The organism is Pseudomonas sp. GW821-FHT01D09 (assembly GCF_059422465.1).
In genome coordinates this window covers 394,970-412,256 of record NZ_JBWKWY010000001.1, presented here as the reverse complement: position 1 = coordinate 412,256, position 17,287 = coordinate 394,970, and the positions used below count along the sequence as shown (strand labels likewise).

Below are 17,287 nucleotides of genomic sequence, written 5' to 3'. Positions count from 1 at the left end.
TGAGGGCCTTATCGCAGGCAAGCCAGCTCCCACATTCAAGCGCATTCCAAAGGACCTACTCGGTCAACTGTGGGGGCTGGCTTGCCTGCGATAGCGGTAGCAGCAGCGCTACAGGCTATCAATATGCCGATAATCCACCTGCAACCCGGCGGCCAGCTCCCGCGCCCGCCCCAGCCGGATCGGCCCACGTTCGATATCCACCAACAGCCCCAGGCAATCCAGCACCGGCAAGTGACCGATATCTTTGAGCCGGCCATCGGTAATCACCAGCAACCGCTGCTGCTCAGCCGGATACCGCTTGCGCCGCGCCGCCAGCCAATGCCCAGCCTCGGTCAACGCCGCCAGCAGTGGCGTACCACCGCCCGCGCCCAGCCCATCCAACCAACGCCCCAGGCCTTTCGCCGCTTTCAAGCCTTGGACCTGCCAGTTCGGCACCTGCCCGCTGGCCGTCAGCAGCGCCATGCGCGCCCGCTGCCGATAGGCGTCGTCGAACACCTGCGCGAGCAAGCCCTTGGCATCGCTCAAGGCCTGGTGCCGCCGAGTGGACGCTGACGCATCGACAACTACCAACCAAAGCTCATGGGCCGAGCGGCTGCGCAGGTGGTAGCGCAAGTCTTCACGGAATTGCGGCCGCCCCCCCAGCAGGGTGCCCGGCCAGTTGACCGAGCCCTGCTGCGCGCTGCGCGCCTTGCCCTGGCGGCCCCTGTCCAGTCGCCCTGCTTTGGGACGGGCATCCGCCCCCGTATCAGGTCGGGGGCGGATGCCTAGGGCTTTTTTGGCCAGCTAGGCACTTCTCGGCGAGCACCCGTGGGCAATGCGGGTGCGGGCATGTCGCCCCACTGGCCCTGGCCGGACGCGCTATCTGAAGGCTGGGGCGCCTGGCCCTGATCGGGCCTGCTGGCAGGCGGTGCTTGCTCCTGGCGACGATGGCGCAGGGCAAATTCGGCAACGGCCTCTATATCTTCTTCAGCGATGGCCGCAACCCCACGCCACGCCGCATGGGCCCGCGCACCGCGCAACCACACCAGATCGGCACGCAGGCCGTCGACACCGGCGGCAAAGCAGCGCTCGGTAATCTGCGCCAGGGCCTGGTCATCCAGGGCGATGCTTTCCAGGCGTGCACGGGCCTCGGTGCAACGCGCACGCAGCGCCGCTTGCTGGTCGGCCCATTGCGTGCAGAACGCGCTGGGGTCGCTGTCGAAATCCAGGCGCCGGCGGATGATCTGCCCGCGCTCGGTCGGCAAAGTCTGCCCGCTCAATGCCACGTTGAAACCAAACCGATCCAGCAACTGCGGGCGCAACTCGCCCTCTTCCGGGTTCATCGTGCCGATCAGCACAAAACGCGCCGAGTGCCGGTGGGAGATGCCATCGCGCTCGATCAGGTTGGTGCCACTGGCGGCGACGTCGAGCAACAAGTCCACCAGGTGATCGGGCAGCAGGTTGACTTCATCCACGTACAACACGCCGCCGTCAGCCTTGGCCAGCACGCCCGGGGAAAACTGCGCACGGCCTTCGGCCAGGGCGGCGTCCAGGTCCAGGGTGCCCACCAGGCGTTCTTCGGTGGCGCCCAGGGGCAAGGTGACGAACTGCCCGCTGGCCAACAGGTCCGCCAGGCCACGGGCCAGGGTGGACTTGGCCATGCCGCGCGGGCCTTCGATCAGCACGCCACCGATCTTCGGGTCGATGGCGGTCAGGCACAGCGCGAGTTTCAGGTGGTCGGCACCGACCACGGCCGACAGTGGGAAATGGGGGGTATCAGTCATAGTCAACTCTAAAGGGCTCGTTCCCACGCTCCCGCGTGGGAACGCCTCACTGGACGCTCTGCGTCCGCTCGTGTGACGCCGAGCGTCACGGGCTGCGTTACCACGCAGAGCGTGGGAACGATCAGCATCAACTGTCTTCTTCTATGTCCAGCAACAGGTTTTCCAATGCCTCGCGGTAGGCCCCCGGCTCCTGCCACATGCCACGCTGCTGGGCTTCCAGCATGCGCTCGGTCATGTCACGCAGGGCGGCGGGGTTGTGTTGTTGCACAAACGCCCGGGTGTCGGGGTCGAGCAGGTAGGCATCGGCCAGCAGTGCATATTGGTGATCGTCGATCAGCGCAGTAGTAGCGTCAAAGGCAAACAGATTGTCCACCGTTGCCGCCATCTCGAACGCGCCTTTGTAGCCGTGGCGCTTGACCCCTTCGATCCACTTGGGATTGGCCGCGCGGGAGCGGATCACCCGGTTCAGCTCTTCCTTCAGCGTGCGGATCTTCGGCAGGTCCGGCTGGCTGTGATCGCCATGATAGCTGGCAGCCTTGCTGCCACTGAGGGTTTCCACGGCGGCAAGCATGCCGCCCTGGAATTGGTAGTAGTCATTGGAGTCGAGCAAGTCGTGCTCGCGGTTGTCCTGGTTCTGCAACACGGCCTGCACCTGGCTCAGGCGCTGGGCGAACTGTTCACGGGCCGCAGTGCCTTCATCAGAGCCACCATAGGCGTAGCCGCCCCAATTGAGGTAGACCTCGGCCAGGTCTGCGCGGCTTTGCCACAGGCGACCGTCGATTGCGCCCTGCACCCCCGCGCCATAGGCCCCGGGCTTGGCCCCGAAAATACGCCAGCCGGCCTGCCTGGCCGCCGCCTCTTCATCCAGCCCAGCCTTGCGCAACGCCTCGCGCTCGCTACGCACCTTGGCGGCCAGCGGGTTCAGGTCGTCCGGTTCATCCAGCACCGCTACCGCTTGCACAGCGGCATCGAACAGGCGGATCAGGTTGGCAAAAGCATCGCGGAAGAACCCCGACACCCGCAGCGTGACGTCAACCCGTGGGCGGTCCAGCAGGCTGATGGGCAGGATTTCAAAGTCATCGACCCGCTGGCTGCCCGTGGCCCACACCGGGCGCACGCCCATCAGCGCCATGGCCTGGGCGATATCGTCACCGCCGGTGCGCATGGTCGCGGTGCCCCACACCGAAAGCCCGAGCTGGCGCAGATGGTCACCATGGTCCTGCAAGTGCCGCTCAAGCATCAGGTTGGCGGACTGGAAGCCGATCCGCCAGGCAGTGGTGGTGGGCAGGTTGCGCACATCGACGCTGAAGAAGTTACGCCCGGTCGGCAACACATCGAGGCGCCCACGGCTCGGTGCGCCGCTAGGTCCCGCCGGTACGAAACGACCGTCCAGAGCATCCAGCAAACCGCGCATTTCCGCCGGGCCGCAGGCATCCAGGCGTGGCGCGACGACGATGCGCAGGCTTTCGATCACTGATTTCACCTCCTCCCAGCCGGGCTCTTCAAGCTGTTCGAGCGGCCCTTCCAGCGCCTGCTCGATCAACCGTGCTGCATACAGCTCCAGGCGCTCGCGGGTATCGCCGGCGGTGCGCCACAGCTGCCCGTCGAGTTGTTGCAAGACCTCGGGGCGGCGCCCGGTCCAGGGTTCGGCCAGGGCGCAGTCCAGCGGGTCAAAGCCCAGCTCGAAGGCCTTGGCCAACACGCGCAGCAGGCTTGATTGCGGGCCGCGCCCGTCGCCACGCGGGATGCGCAGCAGGGCCAACAAGGTGTCGATACGCAGGCGGCCTTCGGGCGATTCGCCAAAGATATGCAGGCCGTCACGGATCTGCGATTCCTTCAAATCGCACAGGTAGGTGTCCAGGCGCGGCAGCCACACGGCCGCGTCGGCCTGGTTATCCAGTTCCAGCTCTTGGTCGATACGGGTTTCGCGCACCAGCTTGAGGATGTCCTTTTGCAGCTCCAGTGCGCGGCGCGGGTCGAGCAACTGCGCCTCGTAATACTCATCGGCCAACACCTCAAGGTTACGCAGCGGGCCATAGGTCTCGGCGCGGGTCAGCGGCGGCATCAAGTGGTCGATGATCACCGCTTGGGTGCGGCGCTTGGCCTGGGCCCCCTCGCCCGGGTCGTTGACGATAAACGGGTAGATATTGGGCAGCGGTCCCAGCAGCGCATCCGGCCAGCAGTTTTCGGACAGCCCGACGCCTTTGCCCGGCAGCCATTCCAGGTTGCCGTGCTTGCCCACATGGATCACGCCATGGGCGCCGTAGGTATGGCGCAGCCAGAAATAGAACGCCAGGTAGGCATGGGGCGGCACCAGGTCCGGGTCGTGGTACACCGCGCTGGCATCCACCTGGTAACCCCGTGCCGGCTGAATGCCGACAAAGGTCAGGCCCAGGCGCAGGCCGGCGATCATCATGCGCCCGTCGCGGCACATCGGATCGTTATGGGGCGTGCCCCAGCGTTCCAATACAGCCTGGCGGTTGGCCTCGGGCAGGCGATTGAACATCGCCTGGTAAGCGTCCAGGCCCAGGCTTTGGTGACAAGGGCGCAGGTCGAGGCTGTCGAGGTCGTTGGTCACACCGCCGAGCAGTTCGTGGATCAAGGCGGTGCCGCTGTCTGGCAGTGTTGGCGGCAGCGGATAACCTTCGGCTTGCAGGGCGCGCAGGATATTCAAGGCGGCGGCCGGGGTATCCAGGCCCACGCCGTTACCGATGCGCCCATCACGGGTCGGGTAGTTGGCGAGGATCAGGGCGATGCGCTTGTCGGCATTGGGCACCCGTGCCAGCTCGACCCAGCGCCGCGCCAGTTCGGCCACGAAGTCCATGCGTTCGGGGGCTGCGCGGTAGCACACCACATCCGACTGGCTGCGCTCGCTGCGCCAGGCCAGGTCCTTGAAGCTGATCGGGCGGCTGATGATGCGCCCGTCCAGTTCCGGCAAGGCGATATGCATCGCCAGGTCGCGCGGGCCCAGGCCCTGCTCGCTGGCTTCCCAGCCGGGCTGGTTGTCCTGGGCACAGATGGCCTGGATCACCGGGATATTGCGGCGAAACGGCCGCAGATGGGGCGCTTCGGGGCTGGATTGGGCAAAGCCGGTGGTGTTGAGAATCACCGCCGCCTGCACCTCATCCAGCAGGTCCTCGACCACCGTCAGGCAGCCGGGCTCCTTCAAACTGGCCACCGCCATTGGCAGTGGATTAAGGCCCGCCGCCTGCAAGCGCTGGCAGAACACATCGATAAAAGCGGTATTGGCCGCCTGCAAGTGCGAGCGATAGAACAGCACCGCCGCCACCGGCCACCCGGCGTTCCAGTCTGCCTGCCAGTCATTGAGGCGCGCATTGGCCTTGTGCGGGTGATAGATCGCCGTGCGCGGCAGGGTTTGCGGCTCGGCCCACGGGTAATCGCGGCCCAGGTAGCAGCTGGCCAGGCAGGCATAGAAATCCAGCGCATTCCCCAGCCCGCCCTGGCGCAGAAAGTGCCACAGGCGGTCGCGCTCTGCGGCGCTGACGCTGCTCAAGCTGCTGAGTTCGGGATCGGGGCGATCGTCCCCCGGCACCAAGATCAACTGCACGCCCTGCCCGGCCAGCTCCACCAGGCGCTGGATACCATAACGCCAATAAGCGATGCCGCCGTGCAGGGAAATCAGGATGACCTTGGCGTGGCGCAGCACCTCGTCCACATACAGGTCCACCGAGGCATGGTTCTGCACCTGCATCGGGTTGGCCAGGCGCAGGCTCGGGTAGTCGTCGGGCAGTTGCTGCGCCGCTTCGGCCAGCAACGCCAGACTCGAATCGCCGCTGCACAGGATCACCAGCTCGGCGGGGGTTTGCCCAAGGTCGGCGATGTTGTCATCGGAGACGAAACCTCCGGGCTGGGTCCTGAGCAGATGCACGGGTTAAACGCTGAGCGCAGCGCGCAATTGCGCTTCGAGGCCTGCTGCGTCCAGGTCCTGGCCGATCAGCACCAGGCGCGTGATGCGTGCTTCGTCAGCGCTCCAGGCACGGTCGAAGTGTTTGTCAAAACGCGTGCCCACGCCCTGGATCAGCAGGCGCATCGGCTTGTTCGGGATCGCCGCGAAGCCTTTGACCCGCAGGATGCCGTGCTGCACCACCAACTGGGTCAAGGCGTCGAGCAGCAGCGCTTCGTCAGCCTGTGGCAGGTCGATGGAGATGGAATCAAACGCATCGTGATCGTGATCGTCCTCACCTTCGTGGTGGTGATCGTGATGGCTGTGGCGCCCGTCGATATGCTCCTCGGAACCGGCGCCCAGGCCAATCAACACATCCAGGGGCAGGCGGCCGCTGCTGGCTTCGACGATTTTCACCGCGGGCGGCAGTTCTTCGGCGACTTCCAGGCGTACACGGGCCAGGTCTTCGGCGCTGATCAGGTCGGTTTTATTGAGGATCACCAGGTCGGCGCTGGCCAGTTGATCGGCAAACAGTTCGTGCAGCGGCGATTCGTGGTCCAGGTTCGGGTCCAGCTTACGCTGGGCGTCGACCTGGTCCGGGAACGCGGCGAAGGTGCCAGCGGCCACGGCCGGGCTGTCGACCACGGTGATCACCGCATCAACCGTGCAGGCGCTACGGATTTCCGGCCACTGGAAGGCCTGGACCAGCGGCTTAGGCAGGGCCAGGCCAGAGGTTTCGATGAGGATATGGTCAAGGTCGCCACGGCGCGCCACCAGTTCACGCATCACCGGGAAGAACTCTTCCTGCACGGTGCAGCATAGGCAGCCGTTGGCCAGTTCATACACGCGGCCGCTGGCTTCTTCTTCGGTGCAACCGATGGAGCACTGCTTGAGGATCTCGCCGTCGATACCCAGCTCACCGAACTCGTTGACGATCACCGCAATGCGGCGGCCCTGGGCGTTGTCCAGCATATGGCGCAGCAAGGTGGTTTTGCCCGAGCCGAGGAAGCCGGTGACGATAGTAACGGGGAGTTTGGCCAGTGTTTTCATCGGATGCCCTGTGGGGCGGGCATACGGGACGACAGGCCCTGCGACGGCGCGCAGGTGCAGGATTCGTCACCGGATCACCCCGCCCGGTTGAAATGGAAAATCGGTGACGAGGCAGGTCTCCTGGCTTGGGGCTTGCCGGCCTTGCGGCTGGCGCTGGCTGCGCCTTCCCACCGTATTGGCAGTGGCGTGGCAGTCAGATAAACCCTTTACAGTTGCGGGGGCAGCCGCGGCTTGGACCGCGTTCCCTTCTTAGCTTCGACCGGGGCCGAAGAACCTCGAAGGTGCAAGGCTACGCAGTGCGAGAGGACGGGTCAATGTCGGCAAACCCGGATCAAGTATTTACCCCACGGCACTCGGATAAAAAACCTGTATCACTTTGCACACCCCGGCGGGGAACGCGTTTGATGTGGACACCACACAGATATCGATTCATCAATTTGCAGCCCTGTCGACACTACTCAAAGACGTTCATCAATAAATCCGAGGATCTGTCATGACACTTTCAATATTTCCATCCAACAACTTCAACTTGCCGCCGATCACACAGGACCACAACCAAAGGGCGGATGATGCCGGAGATAACGGCCGCACAACGCGGGCAACGCCAAGGGCATCAAGTACAACACGCGATCCCTCGCGCTACACCAACAAGCAACTGATCAAGGAGGTAAAAAAGCACTTTGAGGAGTACGCAGCGGGGGCCGGTGACAAATACGTCAATTTTAACGAATTAAAAGAAGCCGCCGGTCAGCGTCCAAGCACTAGAACCTTTTCTCAGCAAGCATCAGCAGTTGCAACTGAGCTGCTCAAACGCGAGCGCTTGCTTAACCAGTTGGATATAGGGGTCGGGGCTGAAGCTCAAGGACGGGGCTTGAAAGACCAAAGGTTTGACCATGACAACCTTAACTACATGATCAGAGTGTCGTCTGACAAACCCAGAGTCAGGTTTAATGAATCCTAAGGATCAACCTGTTGAAACAAGCACCTACGCTCACCAACCATCGGGATATCTGACGATACCGCGATCAAGCAAACACCTTGAGCCTCGACAAGCGCCCAAGGTGTTTGACGCCCATCCCTCGCACATGCTCTCCTAAGCACCTTGTTTCGGGTGCCCTTGATTGGGTGAAACGGGAAACCGGTGAGCCATAGTCTTATGGCAATTCCGGTGCTGCCCCCGCAACGGTAAGCGAGCGAAGCGTCACAGCCACTGTGCTTTTGGCATGGGAAGGCGATGCTTTCAGGCCCTAGAAGAGCCCCTCGCAAGCCCGGAGACCGGCCCGAACCATCAGATAACAAACCCGCGGTGGGCGGGCGCTGTTCAGAACCCTGCGGGCCCGGCTCGCGGGGTTTTCATGCGCTCGTGTCACCCTGCCACTCGAAAGGGACGTGCCATGTCGATCATCAGCAGCACCTCACACACCGCCAGCACCAACGCCACCTTGAGCCAACGCCTGACTGTCGCCATCGGCGCGTCGATCCTCGGTGCGTGCCTGGTGTATTTCGCCGGGTTCTCCCATATCGAGGCGGTGCACAACGCCGCCCACGATACGCGCCACAGCGCCGCCTTCCCGTGCCATTGAGACCTGCTGCCATGATCAAGCGTATTGCGCAAACCGCAGGGTTCACCGGCCTGCTGGCCGCCCTGTTGCTGACCCTGCTGCAAAGTTTCTGGGTAGCCCCGCTGATTCTGCAGGCGGAAACCTTTGAAAACGCCCCGGTGGTGACCGAGGTGCATGAGCATGCTCCAGGCACTGCGGCCCACAGCCACGACGCCGAAGCCTGGGCGCCGGAAGACGGCTGGCAGCGCCTGCTGTCCACCACCGGCGCTAACCTGGTGGTCGCCGTAGGTTTTGCCCTGATGCTCGCCGGCCTCTACACCCTGCGCGCGCCGACCCGCACTGCCCAGGGCCTGCTCTGGGGCCTGGCCGGCTACGCCACGTTTGTGCTGGCGCCGACCCTGGGCTTGCCGCCTGAGCTGCCCGGCACGGCGGCGGCGGACCTAGCGCAACGACAGGTCTGGTGGATCGGCACGGCAGCGTCCACCGCTGCCGGCATTGCGCTGATTGTGTTTGGCCGCAACTGGCTGCTGAAGATCCTTGGCGTCGCGATCCTGGCCGTACCCCATGTGATTGGCGCGCCACAGCCCGAAGTGCACTCGATGCTCGCCCCGCAAGCTCTGGAAGCGCAGTTCAAGATCGCCTCGCAGCTGACCAACGTTGCGTTCTGGCTGGCGTTGGGCCTGATCAGCGCTTGGTTGTTTCGCCGCAATCGCGACGTTCAATACGCAGCATGATCCTGACGGTCGGCCTGGGTTGTCAGCGTGGCTGTCAGGTTGAGGCTCTGCTGGAACTGTTCGGCAGCGCCCTGGCCGAGGCCGGTATCGACCCCGGCCAGGTAAGCGCCTTGGCCAGTATTGCCCACAAGCGCGATGAACCGGGCATGATCGCCCTGGCCAAGGCCCTGAATCTGCCATTGCAGTGCTTTGATGCACAACAACTGCTCGATTACGAAGGGCGCTTGAGCCACAGGTCGAATGTGGCCTTCGCCCATACAGGGTGCTACGGCATTGCCGAAAGTGCCGCTTTGGCCTTGGCAGAACAGCTAGCCAATGCCCCTGCCCGACTGCTGATCACCCGCAAAAAAGCCGCCAGGGCCACGTTTGCGTTGGCCTGCGCTGGCTAAAGTCCGATAATTGCCCTTCTCGATCATGAGCCGTGCTCATGCTCGCCCGCTTTTGCACAGGATTTTTCCATGACCGTCTTCTTCATCGGCGCCGGCCCCGGCGACCCGGAACTGATCACCGTCAAGGGCCAGCGGCTGATCCGCCATTGCCCGGTGATCCTCTACGCAGGCTCCCTGGTGCCGGCTGCCGTACTCGAAGGGCATCGGGCCGAACAGGTGGTCAACAGCGCCGAACTGAACCTGGAGCAAATCATTGGCTTGATCAAGGTCGCCCATGCAAAAGGCCAGGACGTGGCGCGGGTACATTCCGGCGATCCAAGCCTGTATGGAGCGATTGGCGAGCAAATCCGCCATTTGCGCGCGCTGGGGATCCCCTTCCAGATCATTCCCGGGGTCACGGCGGTGGCCGCTTGTGCCGCGTTGCTGGAAACTGAATTGACCCTGCCGGATATCGCCCAAAGCGTGATCCTGACCCGTTATGCGGACAAAACCACGATGCCCGCCGGTGAGGCATTCGCCAGCCTGGCCAGCCATGGCACCACCATGGCCGTGCACCTGGGGGTCAATCACCTGGAAAAAATCGTCGCCGAACTGCTGCCGCATTATGGTGCCGATTGCCCGATTGCCGTGGTGCACCGGGCGACGTGGCCGGATCAGGATTGGGCCCTGGGAACTTTGGCGGATATTGCCGGGAAAGTGGCAGCCAAGGGGTTCAGGCGTACGGCGCTGATTCTGGTGGGCCGGGTGCTGGCCAGTGACAGCTTCAGCGAATCTTCGCTGTATCGGGCGGGGCATGCCCACCTCTACCGCCCCTGACACTACGCAGGACAACCTGTGGGAGCTGGCTTGCCTGCGATAGCGGTGAAACAGTCGATAGCTAAGTCGCCTGGCACACCGCTATCGCAGGCAAGCCAGCTCCCACAGTTAATTTTTTTGTTAGATAGTTCGTGTAACTCATTAATTTAAATCAATAAAAAACGGCGCTCACGGGGCGCCGTTTTTTGTTTGCAGCGAACACCTTAGTAGTAGGCGTTTTCTTTCTGCGTATGGTCAGTCACGTCACGTACACCCTTGAGCTCGGGAATCCGCTCCAGCAACGTGCGCTCGATCCCTTCGCGAAGGGTCACGTCAGCCTGGCCGCAGCCCTGGCAGCCGCCACCGAACTTAAGCACGGCGATGCCATCGTCCACCACGTCGATCAGGCTGACCTGGCCGCCATGGCTGGCCAGGCCCGGGTTGATCTCGGTCTGCAGGTAGTAGTTGATGCGCTCGTTGACCGGGCTGTCGGCATTGACGTTCGGCACCTTGGCGTTGGGCGCCTTGATGGTCAGTTGGCCGCCCATGCGATCAGTGGCGTAGTCGACCACGGCGTCGTCAAGGAAGGCTTCGCTGAAGGCATCGATGTACGCGGTGAAGCTCTTGAGCCCCAGGGCGGTGTCTTCAGGCTTCTCTTCCCCCGGCTTGCAGTAGGCAATGCACGTCTCGGCGTACTGGGTGCCAGGCTGGGTAATGAAGACGCGGATGCCGATGCCCGGGGTGTTCTGCTTGGACAGCAGATCAGCCAGGTAATCGTGGGCGGCGTCGGTAATGGTTATGGCAGTCATGGGAACTCCTCACAGGCTTGTCGGCAGTTTACGCCAATCGCCTCGGCGGTACAAAGTCCTAGTATTTTTGTCAGGCAAATCCACGGCTACAGGTTCTCGTAGCGGTTCATATCCAGCACACCCTCTTCCACCGGCGTGGTTTCGCGCAGGTACTGCGACAAATCGTGGAAATACACCCAGAACTGCGGGTGACTGCGGCGAATGCCCCAGCGCTCGACAATCCGCTCAAAACGCTTGGCATCCCTGGCCAGCTCCATGTCCTCGACGAACTCAGGCACGTCCTCGGCCGGCACATTGAAGATAAAGTTGGGGTAGCTGCTGAGCACGCCCGGGTAGATGGTCAGGGTATCCAGGCCCGGTTGATAGCGATAAGCCTCGCCCAGCATAAACGCCACGTTACTGTGGGCGCGGTTGCGCAGCAGGCTGTAGACCTCGCGCTGGCCGCTGCGGGTCTGGATACGCAGCATAGTGGCTTCCGGCAATTGTTCGATGACCTTGAGCCCGGCCGCCGGCCTGGAGGTCAGGCGGCTGAGGGTTTGTTCGGCGTCGCGCAGTTGCGGGTCGAGACCGGGACGCGAGCAATAGGCGCTGATGCACCGGTTGATCGGGTCCGGGCTGGCATTCAAGCCGCCATAACGGGCCAGCAGTTGGTTGGCAAAATCGCGTTTGGGGTCCTTATCATCCAGTTTCAGGCCAGTGGGCTTGTCATTGTCGATGGCCTCATAGTCCAGCCACAGCTTGACCTTGCCGCTGTTCTGGTACCAGTCATCGAGGTATCCATCGCGCGAATCCGCCGGCATCAGGCGCAGGAAGTTCTGTTCGGCGCCATTGCGGATCAGGTCGAAATACAGGCGGGTCTGGGCCTGGTGCGAGACATTGCCAAACACGTCAAAGTTGACCGCCAGTTGGTAGTAGGTGCGCTCCAGCAACGGGTAATCGAACAGCCACAAGGTTTGCGGCACCTCGCCAATCAGGCCCTTGCTCACCGAGGCGCTGTCAAAATGGCGGAAGATGCTCAGCAAGGCATTGTCATTGCCGGCCCACAGGCTCGACCAGCCCGGCGGCGGCAGGTCAGCGTAGCTGTCGCGGCGCAGAGCCTCGTATTCATTGCGTTTGTCGCGGTATTTGAGCCACAGGCCGAGCACACTGCCCACATCATCGTTCTGCCCCGGCATCGCCAGCAGCGGCGTAGCCTGGCCGCGATAGCGCGCATCGGTGATGTACAGGTCGTGCTCCGGGTCCTGGAACAGGGTCCAGAAGTTGTCGCGGATCACGTCCGTGGCAATCTGCCCCCGGCACACCGGCCCGCGGATAAAGGTGCGCACGAAGTATTCGGCGTTATCCAGCATGAACTGGTAGCGCGCCTTGGCCGGGATCGCCTCGAAGGTTTCAAACGGGTTGGCCCGGTGGCCAGGACCGTAGCCCGGCAGCGCCATGGCCTGCCAGTCACCGCTGTAGAACAGCGCCTTGATCCGTGTCATCTTCGCCGCGCTGAACGGGTACGTGATATGGGTCTTGTGCACGATCACCCCTTGCACCGGCCACAGGCGGTAGTACACCTGGGTGCCCGGGTCATCATTGGGGCGCCGGGTGTTGATCAGGTCGATGGGCTGGCCGCTGGGCGTACGCGAGCGTACCCACTGGAAATAATGCCCCGGCTCACCCCCCTCGAAATAGATATGGGCCAGGAACAGATGCTCGAACAACCAGCGCGCCACCAGGTTTTCCCGGGCGCCGGGCTGGTTCAGCAGGTTTTCCCATTGCTGTACCTGCAAGGCTTCCTGGGCGCTGGGCGCCAGGCCTTGCTGGTCAATCGGCGCGCCGGAGGCCAGCCAGCGTTGCAGGGTCTGGTATTGCTGGTCGGTCAGGCCGGTGACGGCCAGGGGCATGCCTTCCTTGGGGTGCGCGCCGGCGTAGGCGTCGAATTCCCCCGGCAGCGGGCACATGTTCTCGCGGTTCAGGCCCAGCACGATCTCCTCGGGCAGCTTGGCATTGGGCGCCAAGGGGGTTGTGTGGCCCAGTTCCAGCATGCGCGCCATCAGCCCGGCCTGGGAGCCCTGGGCATCCAGGACCGAGGCAAACCCCTGGCGCTGCCAGGCGGCCTGGCCAAAGGCGTCATAAAACAGCCGGGTCGGCTGCGCCGCCTGGCTGCGCTCGCCGTCATACACCGCCACCTTGCTCGCGCCGCGTGCCGCCCCCTCGCCACTGCCCAGGTTGAGCTGGCAGGCCGAGTCATAGCAGGCATGGCAGGCCACGCATTTCTCGGTGAAGATGGGCTGGATGTCACGGGTATAGGAAAGCGCCGGGGCGGGTCCGTTGGCCTGTGCAATGCAGGCGACCAGGGCCAGGGCGGCGCTGGTAATGAGGCGAAGTGACATGGATCCGGTCCCGATTCAATGCGTGCGCTGAAAAATTGCGCCGATTCTACCGGTGTCAACGCCCCTTCAACATGAGCGATATTCATGCAAAACCCGAACATGCTCCAAAAGCGCACAGGTTTGCTATGATCCAGGCCCTCCGTAATGCCTGATTAGAGTAGTCCCATGTCCGATCGTAGCACTCGCCTGCAAGCCCTCCATCAAGCCCTCAAGGAACGCATCCTGATCCTCGATGGCGGCATGGGCACGATGATCCAGAGCTACAAACTGGAGGAAGAAGACTACCGTGGCAAACGCTTCGCCGACTGGCCCAGCGACGTCAAGGGCAACAACGACCTGTTGATCCTGAGCCGCCCGGACGTGATCGGCGGGATCGAGAAAGCGTACCTGGATGCCGGTGCCGATATCCTCGAAACCAACACCTTCAACGCCACCCAGGTGTCCCAGGCCGACTACGGCATGGAGGCGCTGGCCTACGAGCTGAACCTGGAAGGCGCACGCCTGGCCCGCCGGGTCGCCGATGCCAAGACCCTGGAGACCCCGGACAAGCCGCGTTTTGTCGCCGGCGTGCTGGGCCCCACCAGCCGCACCTGCTCGCTGTCGCCCGACGTGAACAACCCCGGCTACCGCAACGTCACCTTCGATGAACTGGTGGAAAACTACACCGAGGCCACCCAAGGCCTGATCGAAGGCGGTGCGGACATGATCCTCATCGAAACCATCTTCGACACCCTCAACGCCAAGGCCGCGATCTTTGCCGTGCAAGGAGTGTACGAAGCACTGGGGGTCGAGTTGCCGATCATGATTTCCGGCACCATCACCGACGCCTCCGGCCGGACCCTGTCGGGCCAGACCACCGAAGCGTTCTGGAACTCCATCAGCCACGCCAAGCCGATTTCCGTGGGTTTGAACTGCGCCCTGGGCGCCCGTGAACTGCGGCCGTACCTCGAAGAGCTGTCGAACAAGGCCGACACCTACGTGTCCGCGCACCCCAACGCCGGCCTGCCCAACGAGTTCGGCGAGTACGACGAGTTGCCGGCGCAAACCGCCAAGGTCATCGAAGAATTTGCCCAGAGCGGCTTCCTCAATATCGTCGGCGGCTGCTGCGGCACCACGCCGGGGCATATCGAGGCCATCGCCAAGGCCGTGGCCGGCTACGCGCCGCGCCCGATCCCGGACATCCCCAAGGCCTGCCGCCTGTCAGGCCTGGAGCCGTTCACCATCGATCGCCAGTCGCTGTTCGTCAACGTCGGCGAACGCACCAACATCACCGGCTCCGCCAAGTTCGCCCGGCTGATCCGCGAGGACAACTACACCGAAGCCCTGGAAGTGGCCCTGCAGCAGGTGGAAGCCGGCGCCCAGGTGATCGATATCAACATGGACGAGGGCATGCTCGACTCGAAGAAGGCCATGGTGACCTTCCTCAATCTGATTGCCGGCGAGCCGGATATCTCCCGTGTGCCGATCATGATCGACTCCTCCAAGTGGGAAGTGATCGAAGCCGGCCTCAAGTGCATCCAGGGCAAGGGCATCGTCAACTCCATCAGCATGAAGGAAGGCGTCGAGCAGTTCATCCATCACGCCAAGCTGTGCAAGCGCTACGGCGCCGCCGTGGTGGTGATGGCGTTCGACGAAGCCGGCCAGGCCGACACCGAGGCGCGCAAGAAAGAGATCTGCAAGCGCTCCTACGACATCCTGGTCAATGAGGTGGGCTTCCCGCCGCAAGACATCATCTTCGACCCGAATATCTTCGCCGTGGCCACCGGTATCGAAGAGCACAACAACTACGCCGTGGACTTTATCAACGCCTGCGCCTATATCCGCGATGAGCTGCCGTACGCGCTGACCTCCGGTGGCGTGTCCAACGTGTCGTTCTCGTTCCGTGGCAACAACCCGGTGCGCGAGGCGATCCACTCGGTGTTCCTGCTGTATGCGATCCGCAACGGCCTGACCATGGGGATCGTCAACGCCGGCCAACTGGAGATCTACGACCAGATCCCGGCCGAGCTGCGCGATGCCGTGGAAGACGTGGTGCTCAACCGCACCCCGGAAGGCACCGACGCCCTCCTCGCCATCGCCGACAAGTACAAGGGCGATGGCAGCGTCAAGGAAGCCGAGACCGAGGAATGGCGCGGCTGGCCGGTAAACAAGCGCCTGGAACACGCGCTGGTCAAGGGCATCACCACCCATATCGTCGAAGACACCGAAGAGTCCCGGCAGTCATTCGCCCGCCCGATCGAGGTGATCGAGGGCCCGCTGATGTCCGGCATGAACATCGTTGGCGACCTGTTTGGCGCCGGCAAAATGTTCCTGCCGCAAGTGGTGAAGTCGGCGCGGGTGATGAAGCAGGCCGTGGCGCACTTGATCCCGTTTATCGAACTGGAAAAAGGCGACAAGCCGGAAGCCAAGGGCAAGATCCTCATGGCCACAGTCAAGGGTGACGTGCACGACATCGGCAAGAACATTGTCGGCGTGGTGCTGGGTTGCAACGGCTACGACATCGTCGACCTGGGGGTGATGGTGCCGGCGGAGAAGATCCTGCAGGTGGCCAAGGAGCAGAAGTGCGACATTATCGGCCTGTCCGGGCTGATTACGCCGTCCCTGGATGAAATGGTGCACGTGGCCCGCGAGATGCAGCGCCAGGACTTCCACCTGCCGCTGATGATCGGTGGCGCCACCACCTCCAAGGCGCACACGGCGGTGAAAATCGAGCCCAAGTACAGCAACGACGCAGTGATCTACGTCACCGACGCCTCGCGCGCGGTGGGCGTGGCCACGCAGTTGCTGTCCAAGGAGCTGAAGGCCGGGTTTGTCGAGAAGACCCGCCTGGAATACATCGACGTGCGTGAGCGCACCTCCAACCGCAGCGCCCGCACCGAGCGCCTGAGCTACGCGGCGGCCATTGCCAAGAAGCCACAGTTCGACTGGAGCACCTACACCCCGGTCAAGCCGACGTTTACCGGGGCCAGGGTGCTGGACAATATCGACCTCAAGGTGCTGGCCGAATACATCGACTGGACGCCGTTCTTTATCTCTTGGGACCTGGCCGGCAAGTTCCCGCGCATCCTTACCGATGAAGTGGTCGGTGAAGCAGCCACCGCGCTGTACGCCGATGCCCAGGAAATGCTCAACAAGCTGATCGACGAACAACTCATCAGCGCCCGTGCGGTGTTTGGCTTCTGGCCGACCAACCAGGTGCAGGACGATGACCTGGAAGTCTACGGCGACGACGGCCAACCGATTGCCAAGTTGCATCACCTGCGCCAGCAGATTATCAAGACCGATGGCAAGCCGAACTTCTCCCTGGCCGACTTCGTGGCGCCCAAAGACAGCGGCGTGACCGACTACATCGGTGGTTTTATCACCACCGCCGGCATCGGCGCCGAAGAAGTGGCCAAGGCCTACCAGGATGCCGGCGACGACTACAACTCGATCATGGTCAAGGCCCTGGCCGACCGCCTGGCCGAGGCTTGCGCTGAATGGCTGCACCAGCAAGTGCGTAAAGAGCACTGGGGCTATGCCCGGGACGAACAGCTGGACAACGAGGCGCTGATCAAGGAGCAGTACAGCGGTATCCGCCCTGCCCCCGGCTACCCGGCGTGCCCGGATCACACCGAGAAGGCCCAGTTGTTCCAACTGCTGGACCCCGAGGCCCGCGAAATGCACGCCGGGCGCAGCGGTGTATTCCTCACCGAGCACTACGCGATGTTCCCGGCGGCGGCGGTCAGCGGCTGGTACTTCGCCCACCCGCAGGCGCAGTACTTTGCCGTGGGCAAGGTCGACAAGGACCAGGTGACAAGCTACACCGCACGCAAGGACCAGGACCTGGCCGTGACCGAGCGCTGGCTGGCGCCGAACCTGGGTTACGACAACTGAGGGTTGCCTGCGGGGCCTGGTTTCTAC

12 protein-coding genes and 2 riboswitches are annotated in these 17,287 nt (G+C 63.2%); of the genes, 6 read left to right on the top strand and 6 right to left on the bottom strand.

Going from position 1 to position 17,287, the window contains the following annotated elements; translation table 11 throughout:
- Window positions 1–108 precede the first annotated feature (108 nt).
- From AC07W7_RS01965 to cobW, 4 genes are all read right to left on the bottom strand, one after another.
- The gene (locus tag AC07W7_RS01965) at window positions 109–711 is read right to left on the bottom strand and encodes a vWA domain-containing protein (protein WP_495038617.1); all 603 of its coding nucleotides are present in this window, start codon (window positions 709–711) and stop codon (window positions 109–111) included.
- A 53-nt stretch (window positions 712–764) separates the two neighbouring features.
- Window positions 765–1,763, bottom strand: a complete 999-nt coding sequence (locus AC07W7_RS01960; protein ID WP_495038525.1) for a magnesium chelatase ATPase subunit I — start codon at window positions 1,761–1,763, stop codon at window positions 765–767.
- Between the two features lie 127 nt (window positions 1,764–1,890).
- Window positions 1,891–5,652: a cobaltochelatase subunit CobN gene (gene cobN, locus AC07W7_RS01955; protein ID WP_495038524.1), complete on the bottom strand. Its 3,762-nt coding sequence runs from the start codon at window positions 5,650–5,652 to the stop codon at window positions 1,891–1,893.
- Window positions 5,653–5,655: 3 nt separating this feature from the next.
- A complete protein-coding gene (cobW, locus tag AC07W7_RS01950) occupies window positions 5,656–6,717 on the bottom strand; it encodes a cobalamin biosynthesis protein CobW (protein WP_169864075.1) in 1,062 nt (353 codons plus the stop codon).
- Window positions 6,718–6,810: 93 nt separating this feature from the next.
- Window positions 6,811–7,010: riboswitch (cobalamin riboswitch) on the bottom strand.
- Between the two features lie 200 nt (window positions 7,011–7,210).
- On the opposite strand from cobW, the gene AC07W7_RS01945 reads away from it, so the two are divergent.
- The 5 genes from AC07W7_RS01945 to cobM all read left to right on the top strand — a co-directional run bounded on the left by AC07W7_RS01945 (window position 7,211) and on the right by cobM (window position 10,218).
- Window positions 7,211–7,678 carry a hypothetical protein gene (locus AC07W7_RS01945; RefSeq protein WP_495038523.1) on the top strand — a complete coding sequence of 156 codons (468 nt, stop codon included), beginning with the start codon at window positions 7,211–7,213 and terminating at the stop codon, window positions 7,676–7,678.
- Between the two features lie 131 nt (window positions 7,679–7,809).
- Window positions 7,810–8,015: riboswitch (cobalamin riboswitch) on the top strand.
- 96 nt (window positions 8,016–8,111) lie between these two features.
- Window positions 8,112–8,300 (top strand): CbtB domain-containing protein, encoded by a 189-nt coding sequence (locus AC07W7_RS01940; RefSeq protein ID WP_495038522.1) that lies wholly within the window; start codon window positions 8,112–8,114, stop codon window positions 8,298–8,300.
- Between the two features lie 11 nt (window positions 8,301–8,311).
- Window positions 8,312–9,013 (top strand): CbtA family protein, encoded by a 702-nt coding sequence (locus AC07W7_RS01935; RefSeq protein ID WP_099169756.1) that lies wholly within the window; start codon window positions 8,312–8,314, stop codon window positions 9,011–9,013.
- Window positions 9,010–9,402 (top strand): cobalamin biosynthesis protein, encoded by a 393-nt coding sequence (locus AC07W7_RS01930; protein WP_169901480.1) that lies wholly within the window; start codon window positions 9,010–9,012, stop codon window positions 9,400–9,402. The genes AC07W7_RS01935 and AC07W7_RS01930 overlap by 4 nt, the downstream gene beginning before the upstream one ends.
- Before the next feature lie 69 nt (window positions 9,403–9,471).
- On the top strand, window positions 9,472–10,218 hold the full coding sequence (gene cobM, locus AC07W7_RS01925; RefSeq protein WP_076961080.1) for a precorrin-4 C(11)-methyltransferase: 747 nt from the start codon (window positions 9,472–9,474) through the stop codon (window positions 10,216–10,218).
- A 203-nt stretch (window positions 10,219–10,421) separates the two neighbouring features.
- Here the strand turns inward: cobM and nfuA are convergent, their stop codons facing one another.
- On the bottom strand, window positions 10,422–11,006 hold the full coding sequence (nfuA, locus tag AC07W7_RS01920; protein ID WP_003190728.1) for a Fe-S biogenesis protein NfuA: 585 nt from the start codon (window positions 11,004–11,006) through the stop codon (window positions 10,422–10,424).
- A gap of 86 nt (window positions 11,007–11,092) precedes the next feature.
- The gene (locus tag AC07W7_RS01915; RefSeq protein WP_495038521.1) at window positions 11,093–13,384 is read right to left on the bottom strand and encodes a fatty acid cis/trans isomerase; all 2,292 of its coding nucleotides are present in this window, start codon (window positions 13,382–13,384) and stop codon (window positions 11,093–11,095) included.
- A 165-nt stretch (window positions 13,385–13,549) separates the two neighbouring features.
- Here AC07W7_RS01915 and metH point away from each other — a divergent pair, with 165 nt between their 5' ends.
- Window positions 13,550–17,260: a methionine synthase gene (gene metH, locus AC07W7_RS01910; RefSeq protein WP_495038520.1), complete on the top strand. Its 3,711-nt coding sequence runs from the start codon at window positions 13,550–13,552 to the stop codon at window positions 17,258–17,260.
- Window positions 17,261–17,287: the final 27 nt, after the last annotated feature.

What these genes read in the sequence shown, in the direction of transcription:
- AC07W7_RS01960 (WP_495038525.1), bottom strand. Translation starts at nt 1,763, where the DNA reads ATGACTGATACCCCCCATTTCCCACTGTCGGCCGTGGTCGGTGCCGAC.
- cobW (WP_169864075.1), bottom strand. Translation starts at nt 6,717, where the DNA reads ATGAAAACACTGGCCAAACTCCCCGTTACTATCGTCACCGGCTTCCTC.
- AC07W7_RS01945 (WP_495038523.1), top strand. Translation starts at nt 7,211, where the DNA reads ATGACACTTTCAATATTTCCATCCAACAACTTCAACTTGCCGCCGATC.
- AC07W7_RS01940 (WP_495038522.1), top strand. Translation starts at nt 8,112, where the DNA reads ATGTCGATCATCAGCAGCACCTCACACACCGCCAGCACCAACGCCACC.
- AC07W7_RS01935 (WP_099169756.1), top strand. Translation starts at nt 8,312, where the DNA reads ATGATCAAGCGTATTGCGCAAACCGCAGGGTTCACCGGCCTGCTGGCC.
- AC07W7_RS01930 (WP_169901480.1), top strand. Translation starts at nt 9,010, where the DNA reads ATGATCCTGACGGTCGGCCTGGGTTGTCAGCGTGGCTGTCAGGTTGAG.
- cobM (WP_076961080.1), top strand. Translation starts at nt 9,472, where the DNA reads ATGACCGTCTTCTTCATCGGCGCCGGCCCCGGCGACCCGGAACTGATC.
- nfuA (WP_003190728.1), bottom strand. Translation starts at nt 11,006, where the DNA reads ATGACTGCCATAACCATTACCGACGCCGCCCACGATTACCTGGCTGAT.
- AC07W7_RS01915 (WP_495038521.1), bottom strand. Translation starts at nt 13,384, where the DNA reads ATGTCACTTCGCCTCATTACCAGCGCCGCCCTGGCCCTGGTCGCCTGC.
- metH (WP_495038520.1), top strand. Translation starts at nt 13,550, where the DNA reads ATGTCCGATCGTAGCACTCGCCTGCAAGCCCTCCATCAAGCCCTCAAG.